Source organism: Weizmannia sp. FSL W8-1119, from assembly GCF_038008605.1.
Taxonomy (GTDB): Bacteria; Bacillota; Bacilli; order Bacillales; family Bacillaceae_C; genus Weizmannia; species Weizmannia coagulans.
This window is the reverse complement of sequence record NZ_JBBOZL010000001.1, coordinates 2237617-2255010: the sequence shown is the minus strand read 5'-3', so window position 1 is coordinate 2255010 and position 17394 is coordinate 2237617. Positions and strand designations below refer to the sequence as shown.

Here is a 17394-nt window from a genome sequence, read left to right as displayed (position 1 = left end):
TTACGACTCAAGGAGGAAATACAAATGGCAGTTAAAGTTGGTATTAACGGATTTGGACGTATCGGACGTAACGTATTCCGTGCTGCTCTAGGCAATCCTAATGTTGAAATCGTCGCAATCAATGACCTGACAGATGCAAAAATGCTTGCACACTTGTTAAAATACGATTCTGTTCATGGAAATCTTGAAGAAGAAGTAACAGTTGACGGCGATTACATCGTTGTAGGCGGCCATAAAGTGAAAGTGCTTGCTGAACGCGAACCTGCAAATCTCGGGTGGGGCGACCTCGGCGTAGAAGTTGTTGTTGAATCAACAGGCCGTTTCACAAACCGTGATGCTGCAGCAAAACACTTGGAAGCAGGCGCGAAAAAAGTTGTAATTTCTGCTCCGGCTAAAAACGAAGATATCACGATCGTTATGGGTGTTAACGAAGACAAATACGATCCTGCAAAACATAATGTCATTTCGAATGCATCCTGCACAACAAACTGCCTGGCGCCATTTGCAAAAGTGCTGCATGAAAAATTTGAAATCAAACGTGGTATGATGACAACTGTTCACTCTTACACAAACGACCAACAAATCCTTGACTTGCCGCACAAAGACTACCGCCGTGCTCGTGCAGCAGCACAAAGCATCATTCCTACAACAACTGGTGCTGCAAAGGCTGTTGCCCTTGTATTGCCTGAATTGAAAGGCAAATTAAACGGTATGGCAATGCGCGTTCCGACTCCAAACGTTTCTGTTGTTGACCTTGTTGCTGAACTTGGCAAAGACGTAACGGTTGAAGAAGTAAACGCAGCATTGAAGGCAGCAGCTGAAGGTGAATTGAAAGGCATCCTGGCTTACACTGAAGAACCGCTTGTATCCCGTGACTTCAACCATACAACGGTTTCTTCCACAATCGATGCGCTTTCCACAATGGTTATCGAAGGGAACATGGTAAAAGTTGTTTCCTGGTATGACAACGAATTCGGTTACTCCAACCGTGTTGTTGACCTTGTTGAATACATCGCTTCTAAAGGCCTTTAATTTGAACGATAAAACGTTGCAGGGGGGTGGGGAAGAATCCCCTCTCCCTTTTTTCAATGCTCGTGAATAAAAAGGAGGTTCGTTTTGCCATGAACAAAAAATCGATTAAAGATGTTGAATTGCAAGGCAAACGCGTTTTCTGCCGCGTCGACTTCAATGTTCCGTTAAAAGACGGCTATGTAACGGATGACACAAGGATCCGCGCTGCCCTTCCAACGATCAAATATTTGGTGGAAAACGGCGCGAAAGTCATTCTTGCCAGCCACCTCGGCCGTCCTAAGGGCCAGGTTGTTGAAGAACTGCGCCTTACGCCGGTTGCAAAACGCCTGAGTGAACTGCTTGGAAAAGACGTCAAAAAAGCAAATGAAGCTTACGGCGAATCGGTTAAGGCGGAAATCAGCAAAATGAATAATGGCGACATATTGTTGCTTGAAAACGTCCGTTTCTACCCGGGTGAAGAAAAAAATGACCCGGAACTGGCAAAGGAATTTGCATCTTTGGCTGAGCTGTATGTAAACGACGCATTCGGCGCTGCCCACCGTGCTCATGCATCAACAGAAGGGATTGCCCATCACTTGCCTGCAGTATGCGGCTTTTTAATGCAAAAAGAACTGGATGTGCTCGGCAAAGCATTGTCCAATCCGGAACGCCCTTTTACTGCCATTATCGGCGGCGCGAAAGTCAAAGACAAAATCGGCGTCATCGACAATTTGCTGGATAAAGTCGACAACCTGATCATCGGCGGCGGCCTTGCTTATACGTTCGTCAAAGCAAAAGGTCATGAAATCGGCAAATCGCTGCTTGAAGAAGACAAAATTGATCTTGCAAATTCTTTTATGGCAAAGGCGAAAGAAAAAGGCGTCAACTTCTATATGCCGGTTGATGCGGTCGTAGCAGACGAATTCTCCGAAACGGCCAACAAAAAAGAAGTATCAATTGAAGAAATTCCGGCTGACTGGCAGGCACTTGACATCGGCCCGAAAACGGTTGAACTGTATGCCAAAGTCATCAAAGAATCGAAACTCGTCATTTGGAACGGACCGATGGGCGTATTCGAAATGGACGCGTATGCCAACGGGACAAAAGGCGTTGCAGAAGCGCTCGCGGCTGCAACCGGCACTTACAGCATCATCGGCGGCGGCGACTCTGCGGCAGCTGTTGAAAAATTCCATCTGGCAGAAAAAATGGACCATATTTCAACGGGCGGCGGCGCATCGCTTGAATTTATGGAAGGGAAAACACTTCCAGGCGTTGCAGCTTTAAATGACAAATAATTTTATCAGGAAAGGGAGTGTCCTTATTGCGTAAACCGATCATTGCGGGGAACTGGAAAATGAATAAAACCTTGCCGGAAGCGCTGGCTTTTGTCGAAGAGGTAAAACATTCGGTACCTGGCGAATCTGTTGTCGACAGCGTCATCTGTGCGCCTGCGCTCTTTTTGGAACGCCTGGTGGAAGCAACAAAAGGCACCCGCGTAAAAATTGGCGCCCAAAACATGCACTATGAAGAAAGCGGTGCTTTTACAGGCGAGATCAGCCCGGTTGCACTCGCGGATTTGCATGTTGAATATGTCATCCTGGGACACTCTGAACGCCGTGAAATGTTTAATGAAACGGATGAAGCAGTCAATAAGAAAGTGAAAGCTGCTTTTGCCCATCATTTAACACCAATCGTATGCGTGGGAGAAACACTGGTACAACGGGAAAACAATGAAACAAAACAAATCGTCGGTTCACAGGTAAAAGCTGCTTTTTCCGGGCTTTCCGGCGACGAGGCAAAACAGGTTGTCGTTGCCTATGAACCAATCTGGGCAATCGGAACAGGCAAATCTTCGACTGCCGAAGATGCCAACGAAGTTTGTGCCTATATCCGCAGTGCCATCGCGGACCAATTCAGCCAGGATGTTGCTGACAGTGTCCGAATTCAATACGGCGGCAGTGTAAAACCCGGCAACATTAAAGAATTCATGGAACAACCAGATATTGACGGTGCATTAGTGGGCGGCGCAAGCCTTGACCCGCAATCTTATTTGCAATTATTGGAGGCGGTAAGCCATGAGTAAAGCACCTGTAGCATTAATCATCTTAGACGGCTTCGGCTGCCGGAAAGAAACATACGGCAATGCTGTAGCCCAAGCAAAAAAACCAAATTTTGACCGTTACTGGAAAGAGTTCCCGCACAATCAGCTCAGCGCAAGCGGCGAATCCGTCGGCCTTCCTGATGGCCAGATGGGGAACTCGGAAGTCGGCCATACAAACATCGGTGCAGGGCGTATCGTTTACCAAAATCTGACGCGCGTAGACATGTCGATCAAAGAAGGCGAGTTTGAAAAGAACGAAACCTTCCTCGGCGCGGTTGAAAATGTGAAAAAACACGGGACAAGCCTCCACTTATTCGGCTTGTTGTCGGACGGCGGCGTGCACAGCCATATCCGCCATATGTTCGCACTGTTGAAATTCGCAGCCGATCAAGGTGTGAAAAAAGTATACGTCCATGCATTCCTTGATGGCCGTGACGTGGGCCCGAAAACAGCGGAAAAATATATCAAAGCAACGGAAGAAAAATTTAAAGAGTACGGCGTTGGCGAATTTGCAACGATTACCGGCCGTTACTATTCCATGGACCGTGACAAGCGCTGGGACCGTGTGGAAAAAGCGTACCGTGCCATGGTATACGGCGAAGGCCCGAAATATCCAAACCCAATGGCGGTGATTGAAGATTCCTATAAAAACGGGATCTTTGATGAATTCGTTATTCCTTCTGTGATTACAAAAGAAGACGGCTCACCGGTGGCAACGGTTCAGGACCATGATTCGGTCATTTTCTACAACTTCCGCCCGGACCGTGCCATCCAAATTTCAAATGCTTTTACGAATGAAGATTACCGTGCATTTGACCGCGGCCCGAATCATCCGAAAGATTTGTACTTCGTCTGCATGACACATTTTTCGGAAACGGTCAAAGGCTATGTTGCCTTCAAACCGGTCAGCCTTGACAATACAATCGGCGAAGTATTGGCACAGCACGGGTTAAAACAGCTGCGGATTGCAGAAACTGAAAAATATCCGCATGTGACGTTCTTTATGAACGGCGGGCGTGAAGAACCATTTCCGGGGGAAGAAAGAATTTTAATCCATTCCCCTAAAGTGGCAACATATGACTTGAAACCGGAAATGAGCGCCTATGAAGTAACGGATGCTTTGCTGGAGCAAATCCGGAATGACAAACAAGATGCCATCATTTTGAACTTTGCAAACCCGGATATGGTTGGCCACTCCGGCAAGCTGGAACCAACCATTAAAGCGATCGAAGCTGTCGATGAATGCCTCGGCAAAGTAGTGGACCTGATCCTTGAAAAAGGCGGCTATGCTATTATCACGGCTGACCACGGTAACTCAGATGAAGTGCTGACACCGGAAGGCAAGCCGATGACAGCCCATACGACAAATCCGGTTCCGGTCATCATCACGAAAAAAGGCGTTGAAGTGCGTGACGGCGGCATCCTTGCCGACCTGGCACCGACCATGCTTGATCTGTTGAACATTGAAAAACCGAAAGAAATGACAGGCACAAGCCTGATTAAAAAATGACCCTGGGAAGCCTGATAAAAGGAAAATCCGGCCAAATGCGGTGAAAGTGACGCCCTGAAAACGGGAGCGCCATGCCTGAATGGTGCTTGGGGCATGGAAAGGGATGACACCCGGGGGCATGCCGGGAAAATTTGCCGCGGACATGCCCTTAGCGCCATGCCTGGAAAGTACCGCTTTGTACGATTTGAATGACGAATGGTGCAATGAATATCTGCAAAAAGCATCTGAATGAGCTAAAGGTTCAATCAGTAGTGGTGTTGGACATGCCAACAGTGTATACGTTCAACGGACATCTGTTCATTGCGTAGAACTGGAAACTTGACATTTTAATAGCGGGTAGTTCACAAAGTGATGAAAACCCCCATTTATGCATTGAAAAAGGAGAGATAAGAAGATGTCTTTAATATCTGATGTTTATGCACGCGAAGTATTGGATTCGCGCGGCAACCCAACTGTTGAAGTAGAAGTTTACACAGAAGACGGCGGTTTCGGCCGCGCATTGGTGCCAAGCGGTGCCTCTACAGGTGAATACGAAGCTGTTGAACTCCGTGACAACGACAAAAGCCGTTTCCTCGGTAAAGGTGTCGAAACAGCTGTTAAAAATGTAAACGACACGATCGCTGAAGCCATTATCGGCCGTTACGATGTGTTTGACCAAGTCGGCATTGACAAAGCAATGATCGAACTGGACGGCACACCGAACAAAGGCAAACTTGGCGCAAATGCCATCCTTGGCGTTTCCCTTGCTGTTGCCCGTGCTGCAGCAAACGAATTGGATTTGCCTTTGTACAAATACCTTGGTGGATTCAACGCAAAACAACTGCCTGTTCCAATGATGAACATCTTAAACGGCGGTGCGCATGCTGACAACAACGTGGACATTCAAGAATTCATGATCATGCCTGCCGGCGCTTCGACTTTCAAAGAAGCGTTGCGCATGGGTGCTGAAATTTTCCACAACCTGCGTTCTGTTTTGAAAGCAAAAGGTTATAATACTGCTGTCGGGGACGAAGGCGGTTTTGCACCAAACTTGAAATCGAATGAAGAAGCCCTTTCTACCATTATTGAAGCCATCGAAAAAGCCGGCTACAAACCAGGCGAACAAGTTTTGCTTGCAATGGACGTTGCCTCTTCCGAAATTTACAGCGACGAAGACCATAAATACCATTTAGCCGGCGAAGGCAAAGTTTTGACTGCTGAAGAAATGGTCAACTGGTATGAAGAATTAATTTCGAAATACCCAATCATCTCCATTGAAGACGGTTTGGATGAAAATGACTGGGAAGGCTTCAAAATGTTAACAGAACGCCTTGGCAAGAAAGTCCAATTGGTGGGCGACGACCTGTTCGTAACCAATACTGAAAAACTTGCCCGTGGTATTGAAGAAGGCATTAGCAACTCCATTCTGATCAAAGTAAACCAAATTGGTACTTTGACGGAAACTTTCAATGCGATTGAAATGGCAAAACGTGCAGGCTATACTGCAATTGTTTCCCACCGTTCTGGCGAAACAGAAGACAGCACCATTGCGGACATCGCCGTTGCAACAAACGCCGGCCAAATCAAAACAGGTGCGCCATCCCGTACCGACCGCGTAGCAAAATACAACCAATTGCTCCGCATCGAAGACGAACTGGCTGAAACAGCCGAGTTCCTTGGCAAAAAAACTTTCTACAACTTGAAAAAATAATTGGTTTTGGTACGCTGCCCGGTGAGAGCCGGGCAGTTTTTGATTGTATGGGAAAACCCGGAACCCAAAAAACGTCCTTCATCACCGGACCCCTAAAAGACAAAACGGGGGCCGGATCAGAAAGACGCTGTTCCTTTTCGGACAATTGTTCCAATGTAGTTGAACCCCGCTCCCCAATATGGTACACTCAAGATTAGGTATTGCCCGTCTCAGGAGGTGTGCAGTTGTGCATACATTGTTATTAACGTTACTAATCATCGATTCAATTCTGTTGATTGCAGTCATTCTGCTCCAGCCCGGGAAAAGCACGGGATTGTCCGGCGCCATTTCCGGCGGTGCTGAACAGCTTTTCGGGAAACAAAAAGTGCGCGGTATTGACCTGATCTTACACAGGATTACAATTGTGCTCGCTGTTTTATTTTTCCTGCTGGCCATCGGACTTGCATATGTAAACCTATAAGGGTATGCAAATCAGGCAACTTTTCAGAAGCCTTATCCGCACATGCCTGTAAACTTTAAGACACCCATCCCGGTCCCAAAATCCAGGCCGGGTATTTTTATGCGGATTGCTGGCAATTCCGAAACGTCTTTGTTACAAATAAAATGAACAAAGGCCCCAAAGAAAAACAGCAGGAAAGAGGCGTTTTTTACGGATGATGAGAATAGTACCACCCAAACCGTTTTTATTTGAAGCCGGCAAGAGGGCTGTACTGCTTTTGCACGGATTTACCGGAAACAGCGCCGATGTCAGGATGCTCGGGCGCTTCCTTGAAAAAAAAGGATACACTTGCCATGCGCCGCAATATAAAGGGCATGGGGTACCGCCTGAAAATCTTTTGCATACGGGCCCAAGCGACTGGTGGCAGGATGTCATGAACGGCTACCAGTTATTGAAAGAAAAAGGGTATCATGAAATTGCAGTGGCCGGATTGTCACTGGGCGGGGTATTTTCCTTAAAATTAGGTTACACTGTACCTGTAAAGGGAATTATCACCATGTGCGCGCCCATGTACATAAAAAGCGAGCAAACGATGTATGAAGGCGTGGTTGCGTATGCCCGCAAATATAAACAGTTCGAAGGGAAAAGCGAAGCGCAGATCGAACAGGAAATGCGGGAATTTAAAAAAACGCCGATGCATACGCTGCAATCGCTGCAAGAGCTTATTCAGGATGTGCGCAACCATGTCGATCACATTTATGCGCCTGTTTTTGTTGTACAAGCGCGCCATGATGAAATGATCCGCCCGGAAAGCGCCAATATTATTTATTCAGAAGTGGAAACAGACCATAAGCAACTCAAATGGTATGAGAACTCCGGCCATGTCATTACACTCGATGGCGAAAAAGACCAACTTCACGAAGATGTATACACATTTCTGGAGTCGCTTGACTGGTCGGTTTAAAATTTTCCCGAAAAAGGAGGGAAATAAATGGAACAAGACCAACTACAGCAAGATGTTGAAAAAATTTTATCATATATGAAAGAAGAGACGTACAAGCCGCTGACGGTTCAGGAACTGGAAAAAGCGTTCGGCATTGACGATTCTTCCGAGTTCAAAGCATTTGTAAAAGTGCTCGTTTATATGGAGGAAAAGGGCCTCATTGTCCGCACGCGAAGCAACCGTTACGGCCTGCCGGAAAAAATGAATCTCGTACGCGGGAAACTGATCGGCCACCCGAAAGGCTTTGCTTTTGTCGCACCCGATGAACCCGGGATGGACGACATTTTTATCCCGCCGCATGAAACGAACCATGCATTAAATGGAGACACCGTTATTGTCCGTGTGTCCACCAAAAGCTCAGGCCAGCGCCAGGAAGGAACCGTTGTGCGCATTCTTGAGCGCGGCCAGACAGAACTTGTCGGCACATACGTCGAAAGCAAACATTTCGGATTTGTCGTACCCGATGACAAACGGTTCGGCAGCGATATTTTTATTCCGAAAACAGCAAACGGCGGTGCTGTCGAAGGCCATAAAGTGATTGTCCATATTACCGCCTATCCGGAAGGCACGAAAAATGCGGAAGGCGAAATCATCAAAATTCTCGGCCATAAAAATGATCCCGGTGTCGATATTTTGTCGATTATCCATCAGTACGGGCTGCCCCAGGCATTTCCGGATGAAGTGCTCGAACAGGCAAACCGGGTGCCGGAAGTAATTGATGAGAACGAGATTGGCAGCCGCCGTGATTTGCGCGGGGAAATGATTGTGACGATTGACGGGGCCGATGCAAAAGACCTCGATGATGCCGTTACCGTGAAAAAACTGGCAAACGGCCATTACAAGCTCGGCGTCCATATCGCAGATGTTAGCCATTATGTACGGGAAGGATCACCGATTGACCGTGAAGCATTTGAACGCGGGACGAGCGTGTACCTTGTTGACCGCGTCATCCCGATGATCCCGCACCGTTTATCAAACGGCATCTGTTCCCTGAATCCGCAAGTCAACCGGTTTACGCTGTCATGCGAAATGGAAATTGATGAAACAGGCCACGTTGTCCATCATGAAATTTTTGAAAGCATCATCAAAACGACCGCGCGGATGACGTATGCGGACGTTAACAAAATCCTTGTTGACCGCGACGAAGCGCTCAGAAAACATTATGAACCACTCGTTCCAATGTTTGAGCAAATGGCCGAACTTGCGGAGATTTTGCGCAAAAAAAGGATGGAGCGCGGCGCCATTGATTTTGATTTTAAAGAAGCAAAAGTCATTGTCGATAAAAATGGCAAACCGACGGATGTTGTGCTGCGGGAGCGGTCGGTTGCGGAAAAACTGATCGAAGAATTTATGCTCGCTGCCAACGAAACGGTTGCCGAACATTTTTACTGGCTGGACGTGCCGTTTATTTATCGGATCCACGAAGAGCCGAAAGCGGAGAAACTGCAGCGGTTCTTTGAATTTATTACCAACTTCGGCCTGATTGTGCGCGGCACAGCCAATTCAGTGCATCCGCGCGCGCTGCAGGAAATCATTGATACGGTTTCCGGGCGGCCTGAGGAAATGGTCGTGTCGACGGTCATGCTGCGGTCGATGCAGCAGGCGAAGTACGATCCGGAATGCATTGGCCACTTCGGCTTATCAACGAAATTTTACACACATTTCACCTCGCCGATCCGCCGTTATCCGGACCTGATTGTCCACCGGTTGATCCGCGCTTATTTGATCAGCGGAAAATTGGATGAAAAGACAAAAGAAAAATGGAAAGCATTGCTGCCGGAAATTGCGGACCATGCCTCGAAAATGGAACGCCGGGCAGTAGAAGCTGAACGGGATACGGATGAGCTGAAAAAGGCCGAATTTATGGAAGACAAAATTGGGGAAGAGTTCGACGGGATTATCAGCTCGGTTACGAATTTCGGCATGTTTGTCGAACTGCCGAACACCATTGAAGGGCTTGTCCATGTCAGCTATATGACAGATGACTATTACCATTACAATGAGCGGCAATATGCCATGATCGGCGAGCGGACAGGAAATGTATTCCGCATTGGCGATGAAATCCGCGTCCGCGTGCTCAATGTGAACAAAGACGAACACAATATTGATTTTGAAATTGTCGGCATGAAAAACAACCGCCGCGAAAAAACGGAAGAACGCCCGAAAAAGATCGTCAAAGTGCGCGGCGCCCATTCTGCCCGGCCGCAAAAAACGCGCCATGCCGGCGAAGACTGGGCGACAAGGCCGCCGAAAAAGAAAAAGAAAAAAGTAAATCGAAGGTAATCGGATTTTTCCGGGAACCTTCACCGGAGGGGAAACGAAATGCCAAAAGGCGAAGGGAAAGTGCTGGCGCAAAATAAGAAAGCAAGCCACGATTATTTTATCGAAGAAACATATGAAGCAGGCATTGTCCTGCAGGGGACAGAAATCAAATCGATCCGGGCCGGCCGCGTAAATTTGCGCGACTCGTTTGCCCGTGTGGAAAAAGGGGAAGTCTTTGTCTACGGGATGCACATTAGCCCGTATGAGCAGGGGAACCGGTACAATCATGACCCGCTTCGCCCGCGGAAAATTTTGCTGCACAAGAAAGAAATTGACCGGCTGGCCGGTGTGACAAAAGAAAAGGGTTATGCTTTAATCCCACTCAAAATCTATATTAAAAATGGGTATGCAAAAGTGCTGCTCGGCGTCGCCCGCGGGAAAAAGAATTATGACAAGCGCGAATCCTTGAAGAGGAAAGAAGCCGCCCGCGAGATTGAACGCGCCTTTAAAGCCCGCCAGCACTAAAAAAACAGTATGGCGGCTCCTCTGAACGAAAAAAAGGGAAGGCGCCGGATAGAAGATTTGCGCGCTTCCCTTAAGAAATGGCTTTTTTCAATCGTGGGAGAGAGGCCTGCCGGGTTCCGCCTTGCCAATGCTCCAACCGTTGCGTTCATTTGTTATTTCTGTCTGGTGCGGGCCGGCCATCCTTCAATCAATGGCGGCTCCGATTCTCTCGGCTATTGTTCGCTATCATTCTTCCCGCCCTTTTTCCAATCCTGTTTTATACCCGCGATCAAAGTAGGAATTTGGCAGCTTCAATACTTGTTCCGCTTCATCCGGGTCCAGCATTTTAATGTTTTCCATTACTTTCGCCTCCTCTTTTTCGTTCAGTTTTAAATAGAAATCAAAGAAACCAAATCGCATACTTCCTTTATTTCAATTCTTTTTGTTCTTGTCCGGTATTATGAAATGCTAAAAAAATTGCTTTTTAACGGCTTTCCGAAAGAAGTCTCCCATCCTCAAGGAATGTGAAGGTGCGAATCGCACCAATGAGTAGGTGGGAGATGAATTTCGGTTGGCTTTAGCCAAAGTTATTTTTCCAATCCTTTTCTCAACAATTCTAAGATTGCGGCTGTTCTAGTTGGAATCCCATTTTCTTTTTGATATTGCTCCAATTTTTCTAATATCGTCTTAGGCATACGAATTTCTACACGTTCTTTCTCTTCTCTCATGATTATCACCTCATATTGATTGTACGGATTTTTTACGATATAATCAATATATACGAAATTTTTCCGCACAAAGTGAGGTGAATTGATATGGCCAAGCAAAACAAAGCTTTCAAGTTTCGTTTGTTACCAAACAAAGAACAATCCGCATTATTAGCTAAGACATTTGGTTGTGTTCGCTTTGTCTACAATAAGATGTTAGCTGAACGCAAAGAAACGTATGAAAAGTTCAAGGATGATAAAGAATTGCTTAAAAAGCAAAAGTTTCCGACCCCTGCAAAATATAAAAGTGAATTTCCATTCCTAAAAGAAGTGGATTCTTTCGCTTTGGCAAATGCACAAATGAACTTACAGACTGCTTATAAGAATTTCTTTGAAGGAAATGCGGATTTTCCAAAGTTCAAAAATCGTAAAGCAAAACAATCCTATACAACTAATATGGTCAACGGAAATATTAAGCTAGAAAATGGTCATATCAAACTGCCAAAAATCAAAAAGCCAATAAAAATGAAACAGCATAGAGAGATACCTGCTGATTATAAAATCAAATCTTGCACTATTTCTAAAACAAAGACAGGCAAATACTACATTTCAATTTTGACAGAATATGAGAAAGATATTCGTCCAGTTAAAATACAGAAAGTTGTTGGTTTGGATTTTGCTATGGATGGTCTATATGTCGAGAGTGAACAGGGTAAGAAAGCCAATTACCCACGTTACTATCGGCAAGCCTTAGATAAATTAGCAAAAGCACAACGAATTCTTTCTCGAAGAAAGAAAGGTTCTGCACGTTGGAACAAGCAACGACTAGTAGTGGCTAAGTTACATGAGAAAGTGGCGAACCAACGCATGAATTTTCTTCATCATAAGTCAAAAGAATTAGCTTCTAACTTTGATGCTGTCGTGATTGAGGACTTGAACATGAAAGGGATGTCTCAAGCCCTTCACTTTGGGAAAAGCGTTCATGATAACGGCTGGGGTATGTTCACTACTTTCTTAGCGTATAAGCTAAAAGAACAGGGGAAACAACTTGTGAAAATTGATAAGTGGTTTCCCTCCACTAAGAAGTGTTCATGTTGCGGCAAGGAAAAAGAAATGCCATTATCTGAACGTGTATATAAATGTTCTTGCGGCTTTGTATTAGATCGCGATCACAATTCAGCAATCAATATCAAAAATGAGGGATTACGCTTATTAGCGTTATCATAAGTAACAAAACTCTTGGAACAAGAGGGTTAGCTCGGTCAGTTTTCGTTGGCTAGTAAAAGCAACGATAAGTCGAGAAGCCCCCACTTCAATCAAACCGTAAGGTTGATAAGTGGAGGGTAGTTCACCATGTTTATCACAAAGAGACTCGATCCGATGGCCCAAAGCAGCACAAATGGAGCCAACCACCAGCCCGTTAATTACAGGCAAATCCAGAACGTCCAAAAATCCAAAAAACCGGAAAAAAGGGAAATGCCAGAAGAGGCCAAAGTTGAAACCTGCCAACATGCCGAAAAAGAAACCAGTTAAATGTGTTGCTTTTTTTGGCTTTTTCAACCCCAATGATGCCAATCTCCGGTTAATGGATACCGACTTGTTAAAGGCTTGCCAGAGGGAGAAGCAGTAAACGGCAGGAAAAAAATCCCCCACTCGGGATGGAACAGTTCACCGGCTAGGCTGAAATTTCCTTTGAACGCAATTTAAGCCGACAGATTGAGGTTCGAACCGAAATTGATGGCTGCAATCCAAAGCATGATCAAAAGCCCGATGAAATAATCACCGTTGTAAAGCTGTCCGAATCCGGGAAAAGCAACCGACCACAGCACGGCAGAAAAAGGGGACTTATACAGTTTTCTTTCATCCATTCTTTTCACCTATGAGGTATTGTATGTGTTTTCTTCTTCTGCCATACTGCCGGGAAAAACTTGACACATACCGGAAAAACTGAACAATTGCATCTTGCAGGATTCATGTTATAATAGTATGTGCAGACCAGTTATATGTAAAATCTGCAGCGCCCTTTTTATATCGGGGACGTTACGGATTCGACAGGGATAGATCGAGCTCAGGCTGCGAGCCGGGGGGTCGTCCCCGTAAAAACGCAACGCCTAAAAATAACTGGCAAATCTAACACTAAACTCGCTTTAGCTGCCTAATAAGCACTAAGCGGATCCTCCCTCCATCGCCCATGTGGTAGGGTAAGGGTCTCAAATTCAGTGGGATACGCCGGCTGTCCTCCGCCTGGGGACGAAGGAAGAGACCAATCAGGCTAGCGCACCGGACGCCCGCTGGCAGGCAGATGGCTGCGCGAAACGCAAATATGCCGGCTACGCTCGTAGACGCCTGAGTGGCGATATTTCTGGACGTGGGTTCGACTCCCACCGTCTCCATAAAACGAAATCAATGGATTTCAAACTGATCCAAAGCCCTTGTATATCAAGGGTTTTTTTATTTTTACCATTTCATTTGATTTTATTGAATATCAAACATCCGTAGTCAAAAACGTATTCAAGAAATCATTAGATGTTAGATTAAATTAGATTGATGGGCAGCAAAATCGGTGTGGTAAAATTGAGAAAGACAATGATATTTTACTCTAATATTTTGGGGTCTTGGAGGTATTTAGAAATATGGAAGAAACAGTTAGCTATCAAGTGAAAAGCCATTCATTAGATGATATTATCTCCAATTTAGAACGGGAAGACATGGCACAACGTGATTGGATTTAAGTCAATATTTTGGACACCAATAAGTGAAATTTAATTTTGATCTCATGCCATATTTTTCATGACATCGCTGGTCGCTTGACATGGAGCCTCTGCGGGCGTGGTGTTATGCGAAGGGCGAAAGGGGCAATGATTTCTTTCGCATGGCAAACAAGCCTGCCACACCCGCCACTCCATGTAAAGCGGATGCTTGTAAAATTGTGAAGAGCACTACGCTGCCCCTTTGATACTGTCTTCTGTCTCTTGTGGCGTCATATAGCCCAAGCAGCTATGAATCCGTTTCCGATTGTACCAGCCTTCTATAAATTCGAATAAGGCTCTTTTGGCAGCTTGAAAGTTCAAATAGTTGACTCTGTAGATCTCTTCCTTTTTCAGAATTGCATGGAAAGACTCAATGCAGGCGTTATCGTATGGGCAACCTTTTTTACTGAAGGAGTGTTTGAACTGCTTCTTTTCCATGTATTCTGCAAATTTCTCGCTTGTATACTGGGATCCCAAATCAGAATGCAAGATCAATCCCGGACCTGGACGTTGTGCCTGATAAGCGTTTTCTACTGCCTTTAAAGCCAGTTCAGTCGTCATGTGGCGGTCAAAAGCGTAACCGACAATCTTTCTGGAATGTAAATCCATTACGGAAGCCAGGTAGCACCAACCGTCTCTCAAAGTATGAATGTACGTAATATCCGTAACCCATTTCTCGTTGATGGTTGTCGTTGAGAAGTCCTGGTTCAGCAGGTTATCGTGTTCTTCCATCTTGCCCTTATTGGAATGGGGACGGTACTTTTTTCTGATAATGGAATAAATGCCTGCAGCCTTCATCAAACGCTGAACCCGTTTCAGGCTGACTTTGAGCCCTTCTTTTTCAAGCATATGGCGGATCTTCGGCGCTCCGTACCTCTGCTTGCTTTCCGTATGGATTTTTCGTATTCTGTCTGTCAACTCCCGGTTTTCCCGTTTTGTTTTTGACTCTTTTTTTTGTTTGGATTGATAGTAGGTACTTCTCGGCACGCCAAGGACCGTACACATGGTTTTAAGGTCATAATGGTGTTTGGCTCTTATCTCGTCAATCATGGATATAACAGTGGTTTGATCTACTTCTTTGCGAATATGGCCATAGCTTTTTTTAAGATTTCGTTTTCCTCTTTCAGCCGGTGCAATTCTTTTTGCAGGTTCAGAAATTCTTCCGGGGTAAAAGAGCTCCCGTCATCCAGCTTAACCGGTTTTTGTTTTCTGATCCATTTGTAGATTGTCGTTTCAGACAGGCCATATTCGCTGCAGATCTGTTTTACTGGTGTTCCAGTTTGATAAAGCTCAACCACCATTTCTTTAAATTCAGCATGATAACTTTTACGTTTTTCGCTTGTGTTACCCATATCAGGACACATCCCTTCGTTAATATTATATTTCACTAAAGGGTGTCCATGAAACTATACTAGCATCATTTGATGCTGTCGTGATTGAGGACTTGAACATGAAAGGGATGTCTCAAGCCCTTCACTTTGGGAAAAGCGTTCATGATAACGGCTGGGGTATGTTCACTACTTTCTTAGCGTATAAGCTAAAAGAACAGGGGAAACAACTTGTGAAAATTGATAAGTGGTTTCCCTCCACTAAGAAGTGTTCATGTTGCGGCAAGGAAAAAGAAATGCCATTATCTGAACGTGTATATAAATGTTCTTGCGGCTTTGTATTAGATCGCGATCACAATTCAGCAATCAATATCAAAAATGAGGGATTACGCTTATTAGCGTTATCATAAGTAACAAAACTCTTGGAACAAGAGGGTTAGCTCGGTCAGTTTTCGTTGGCTAGTAAAAGCAGCGATAAGTCGAGAAGCCCCCACTTCAATCAAACCGTAAGGTTGATAAGTGGTGGGTAGTTCACTGCAGGGCAATGCGATCTGCTCCATTCAGATGCAAAGCCTCGGGGACAATGACGGCCTGCCGACGCGGGCAGCATTGGACGCATTTATGAAATCGATCTCCCTGGTATCGGCGAGGTAAAAAATCCGGCATTTCCGCTTTTTCCGGAGCCGCAATAAAATACACGATAATGGCGAAAAAAGCCCGGCACACTTGTTTTTCCTGGTGTGTGCCGGGCTTTTTGTTTTGGGATGTATCTCTGCGGCATGATCGTTTTACATGCCAAAGTGGTTTGGGGCGGACAAGTGAAATGCCGCATCCCTTTCCAAACCTTTTTGTGTGAAAAATACAAAAAATACTTGACCAAAATTTTAACTGTCATATAATTTTAAATGTAAACCATAAATTAATTTAGGTTGACAAATAAAAAGGGGTGACTTTCGTGGATTGGACGAATTTGGCAGAAAAGGTGATTGAAGGTTATGTGATAAGAGAAGAAGAGGCCAGGGAAATTTTAACGGTTAGTGATCATGAAGTATTAGCACTTGTCCATGGAGCCTATCAGATCCGCCGGCATTTTTATGGAAAAAAGGTAAAGCTGAATTTGATTATTAACGCCAAAAGCGGTCTTTGTCCAGAAGATTGCGGCTACTGTGCACAGTCAATTAAGGCGGCAACAAAAATCGACCGGTATCCATTAGTCAGCAAACAAACGATTGTGGAAGGGGCAAAGGAAGCGAAAAAGAATAAAATTGGTACATATTGCATTGTGATGAGTGGACGAAGACCAACCAACCGTGAAGTGAACACAGTAATTGGGGCGGTTGAGGAAATTAAGCGGGATGTGGAACAATTAAAAATTTGTGCCTGTTTAGGGCTCGTTACTGAAGAGCAGGCGTTCAAGCTGAAGGCAGCGGGTGTGGACCGGTTTAATCACAATATTAATACAAGTGCAAACCACCATGCGAATATCACAACCACACATGGTTATGAAGACAGAGTCAACACAATCGAAAACGTAAAAAAGGCAGGCATCTCCCCTTGCTCCGGTGTGATTTGCGGAATGGGGGAAACGGATAAGGACATTATCGATATGGCATTCGCGCTCAAGGATCTGGACGCTGATTCTATTCCGGTCAACTTTCTGCATCCTGTTAAGGGAACAAAGCTTGAAAATATGGACGAATTGACACCGATTCGTTGTTTAAAAATTTTGTCCTTGTTCCGGTTTGTCAACCCCACAAAGGAAATTCGGATTGCTGGCGGGCGGGAATATCATTTGCGTTCTTTGCAGAATTTGGGGTTATTTGTTGCCAACTCTATTTTTATAGGTGATTATTTAACGACAGATGGTCAGGACGCAAAAGAAGACTACCAGTTAATTAAAGATCTCGGATTTGAAATAGAAGAAAATCCGTTCGAAACAGAAGGCCAGCAGTTCACTTTGTATCATTCATAGATACTTTACTCAAGTTTTACACTTAAACATCACCCATTCATGCTTGGCGTACTTGCTTTTTCATAGGGAATGATTTAAAAAAGCATTCTTTTTTTGGTGCTGAACAACTTGCAGTCA

16 protein-coding genes, 1 other RNA gene and 1 pseudogene are annotated in these 17394 nt (G+C 45.2%); 14 read left to right on the top strand and 4 right to left on the bottom strand.

Going from position 1 to position 17394, the window contains the following annotated elements:
* The first annotated feature begins 24 nt into the window (after nt 1-24).
* The 9 genes from gap to smpB all read left to right on the top strand — a co-directional run bounded on the left by gap (nt 25) and on the right by smpB (nt 10541).
* Nucleotides 25-1032: a type I glyceraldehyde-3-phosphate dehydrogenase gene (gap, locus tag NSQ19_RS11165; RefSeq protein WP_340702852.1), complete on the top strand. Its 1008-nt coding sequence runs from the start codon at nt 25-27 to the stop codon at nt 1030-1032.
* 89 nt (nt 1033-1121) lie between these two features.
* Complete coding sequence (locus NSQ19_RS11160; RefSeq protein WP_340702851.1) at nt 1122-2306, top strand: phosphoglycerate kinase; 1185 nt, start codon at nt 1122-1124, stop codon at nt 2304-2306.
* Between the two features lie 26 nt (nt 2307-2332).
* The gene (gene tpiA / locus NSQ19_RS11155) at nt 2333-3094 is read left to right on the top strand and encodes a triose-phosphate isomerase (RefSeq protein WP_340702850.1); all 762 of its coding nucleotides are present in this window, start codon (nt 2333-2335) and stop codon (nt 3092-3094) included.
* Complete coding sequence (gpmI, locus tag NSQ19_RS11150; RefSeq protein WP_029142773.1) at nt 3087-4622, top strand: 2,3-bisphosphoglycerate-independent phosphoglycerate mutase; 1536 nt, start codon at nt 3087-3089, stop codon at nt 4620-4622. The genes tpiA and gpmI overlap by 8 nt, the downstream gene beginning before the upstream one ends.
* A 394-nt stretch (nt 4623-5016) precedes the next feature.
* A complete protein-coding gene (gene eno, locus NSQ19_RS11145; protein WP_029142772.1) occupies nt 5017-6312 on the top strand; it encodes a phosphopyruvate hydratase in 1296 nt (431 codons plus the stop codon).
* Between the two features lie 226 nt (nt 6313-6538).
* Complete coding sequence (gene secG / locus NSQ19_RS11140) at nt 6539-6772, top strand: preprotein translocase subunit SecG (protein ID WP_017551316.1); 234 nt, start codon at nt 6539-6541, stop codon at nt 6770-6772.
* Nucleotides 6773-6965: 193 nt separating this feature from the next.
* A complete protein-coding gene (locus NSQ19_RS11135) occupies nt 6966-7715 on the top strand; it encodes an alpha/beta hydrolase (protein ID WP_328193453.1) in 750 nt (249 codons plus the stop codon).
* Nucleotides 7716-7742: 27 nt separating this feature from the next.
* Nucleotides 7743-10037 (top strand): ribonuclease R, encoded by a 2295-nt coding sequence (gene rnr / locus NSQ19_RS11130; RefSeq protein WP_340702849.1) that lies wholly within the window; start codon nt 7743-7745, stop codon nt 10035-10037.
* A 39-nt stretch (nt 10038-10076) separates the two neighbouring features.
* Complete coding sequence (gene smpB / locus NSQ19_RS11125; RefSeq protein WP_013860180.1) at nt 10077-10541, top strand: SsrA-binding protein SmpB; 465 nt, start codon at nt 10077-10079, stop codon at nt 10539-10541.
* A gap of 566 nt (nt 10542-11107) precedes the next feature.
* Here the strand turns inward: smpB and NSQ19_RS11120 are convergent.
* Nucleotides 11108-11248, bottom strand: a complete 141-nt coding sequence (locus NSQ19_RS11120; RefSeq protein ID WP_003352379.1) for a ribbon-helix-helix protein, CopG family — start codon at nt 11246-11248, stop codon at nt 11108-11110.
* 87 nt (nt 11249-11335) lie between these two features.
* On the opposite strand from NSQ19_RS11120, the gene NSQ19_RS11115 reads away from it, so the two are divergent.
* Entirely contained in the window at nt 11336-12454 is a 1119-nt protein-coding gene (locus tag NSQ19_RS11115; RefSeq protein ID WP_340702284.1) for an RNA-guided endonuclease TnpB family protein, read from the top strand.
* On the opposite strand, the gene NSQ19_RS11110 is transcribed toward NSQ19_RS11115, so the two are convergent.
* Together NSQ19_RS11110 and NSQ19_RS11105 are read right to left on the bottom strand one after the other, a co-directional pair.
* Nucleotides 12449-12793 (bottom strand): hypothetical protein, encoded by a 345-nt coding sequence (locus NSQ19_RS11110; protein WP_340702848.1) that lies wholly within the window; start codon nt 12791-12793, stop codon nt 12449-12451. The genes NSQ19_RS11115 and NSQ19_RS11110 overlap by 6 nt on opposite strands.
* A 137-nt stretch (nt 12794-12930) precedes the next feature.
* On the bottom strand, nt 12931-13095 hold the full coding sequence (locus NSQ19_RS11105) for a hypothetical protein (RefSeq protein ID WP_013860175.1): 165 nt from the start codon (nt 13093-13095) through the stop codon (nt 12931-12933).
* Nucleotides 13096-13260: 165 nt separating this feature from the next.
* Here NSQ19_RS11105 and ssrA point away from each other — a divergent pair.
* Nucleotides 13261-13623, top strand: a transfer-messenger RNA (tmRNA) gene (ssrA, locus tag NSQ19_RS11100).
* A 543-nt stretch (nt 13624-14166) separates the two neighbouring features.
* On the opposite strand, the gene NSQ19_RS11095 is transcribed toward ssrA, so the two are convergent.
* Nucleotides 14167-15329, bottom strand: a protein-coding gene (locus tag NSQ19_RS11095; protein WP_406601754.1) for an IS3 family transposase whose coding sequence is annotated in 2 segments (ribosomal slippage) — nt 14167-15086 and nt 15086-15329 — 1164 coding nt in all. Because the reading frame shifts where the segments join, the coding sequence is not laid out codon by codon here.
* A gap of 56 nt (nt 15330-15385) precedes the next feature.
* Between NSQ19_RS11095 and NSQ19_RS11090 the strand changes: the two are divergent.
* From NSQ19_RS11090 to bioB, 3 genes and pseudogenes are all read left to right on the top strand, one after another.
* Nucleotides 15386-15715, top strand: a pseudogene (locus NSQ19_RS11090) (RNA-guided endonuclease InsQ/TnpB family protein); the annotation flags it as partial.
* A gap of 112 nt (nt 15716-15827) precedes the next feature.
* Nucleotides 15828-15959: a hypothetical protein gene (locus tag NSQ19_RS11085; protein WP_328004554.1), complete on the top strand. Its 132-nt coding sequence runs from the start codon at nt 15828-15830 to the stop codon at nt 15957-15959.
* A 301-nt stretch (nt 15960-16260) separates the two neighbouring features.
* Nucleotides 16261-17277, top strand: a complete 1017-nt coding sequence (bioB, locus tag NSQ19_RS11080) for a biotin synthase BioB (protein WP_340702847.1) — start codon at nt 16261-16263, stop codon at nt 17275-17277.
* Nucleotides 17278-17394: the final 117 nt, after the last annotated feature.

Coding starts and splice junctions, on each gene's coding strand:
- gap (WP_340702852.1), top strand. CDS start 25: ATGGCAGTTAAAGTTGGTATTAACGGATTTGGACGTATCGGACGTAAC.
- NSQ19_RS11160 (WP_340702851.1), top strand. CDS start 1,122: ATGAACAAAAAATCGATTAAAGATGTTGAATTGCAAGGCAAACGCGTT.
- gpmI (WP_029142773.1), top strand. CDS start 3,087: ATGAGTAAAGCACCTGTAGCATTAATCATCTTAGACGGCTTCGGCTGC.
- eno (WP_029142772.1), top strand. CDS start 5,017: ATGTCTTTAATATCTGATGTTTATGCACGCGAAGTATTGGATTCGCGC.
- NSQ19_RS11135 (WP_328193453.1), top strand. CDS start 6,966: ATGATGAGAATAGTACCACCCAAACCGTTTTTATTTGAAGCCGGCAAG.
- rnr (WP_340702849.1), top strand. CDS start 7,743: ATGGAACAAGACCAACTACAGCAAGATGTTGAAAAAATTTTATCATAT.
- smpB (WP_013860180.1), top strand. CDS start 10,077: ATGCCAAAAGGCGAAGGGAAAGTGCTGGCGCAAAATAAGAAAGCAAGC.
- NSQ19_RS11120 (WP_003352379.1), bottom strand. CDS start 11,248: ATGAGAGAAGAGAAAGAACGTGTAGAAATTCGTATGCCTAAGACGATA.
- NSQ19_RS11115 (WP_340702284.1), top strand. CDS start 11,336: ATGGCCAAGCAAAACAAAGCTTTCAAGTTTCGTTTGTTACCAAACAAA.
- NSQ19_RS11105 (WP_013860175.1), bottom strand. CDS start 13,095: ATGGATGAAAGAAAACTGTATAAGTCCCCTTTTTCTGCCGTGCTGTGG.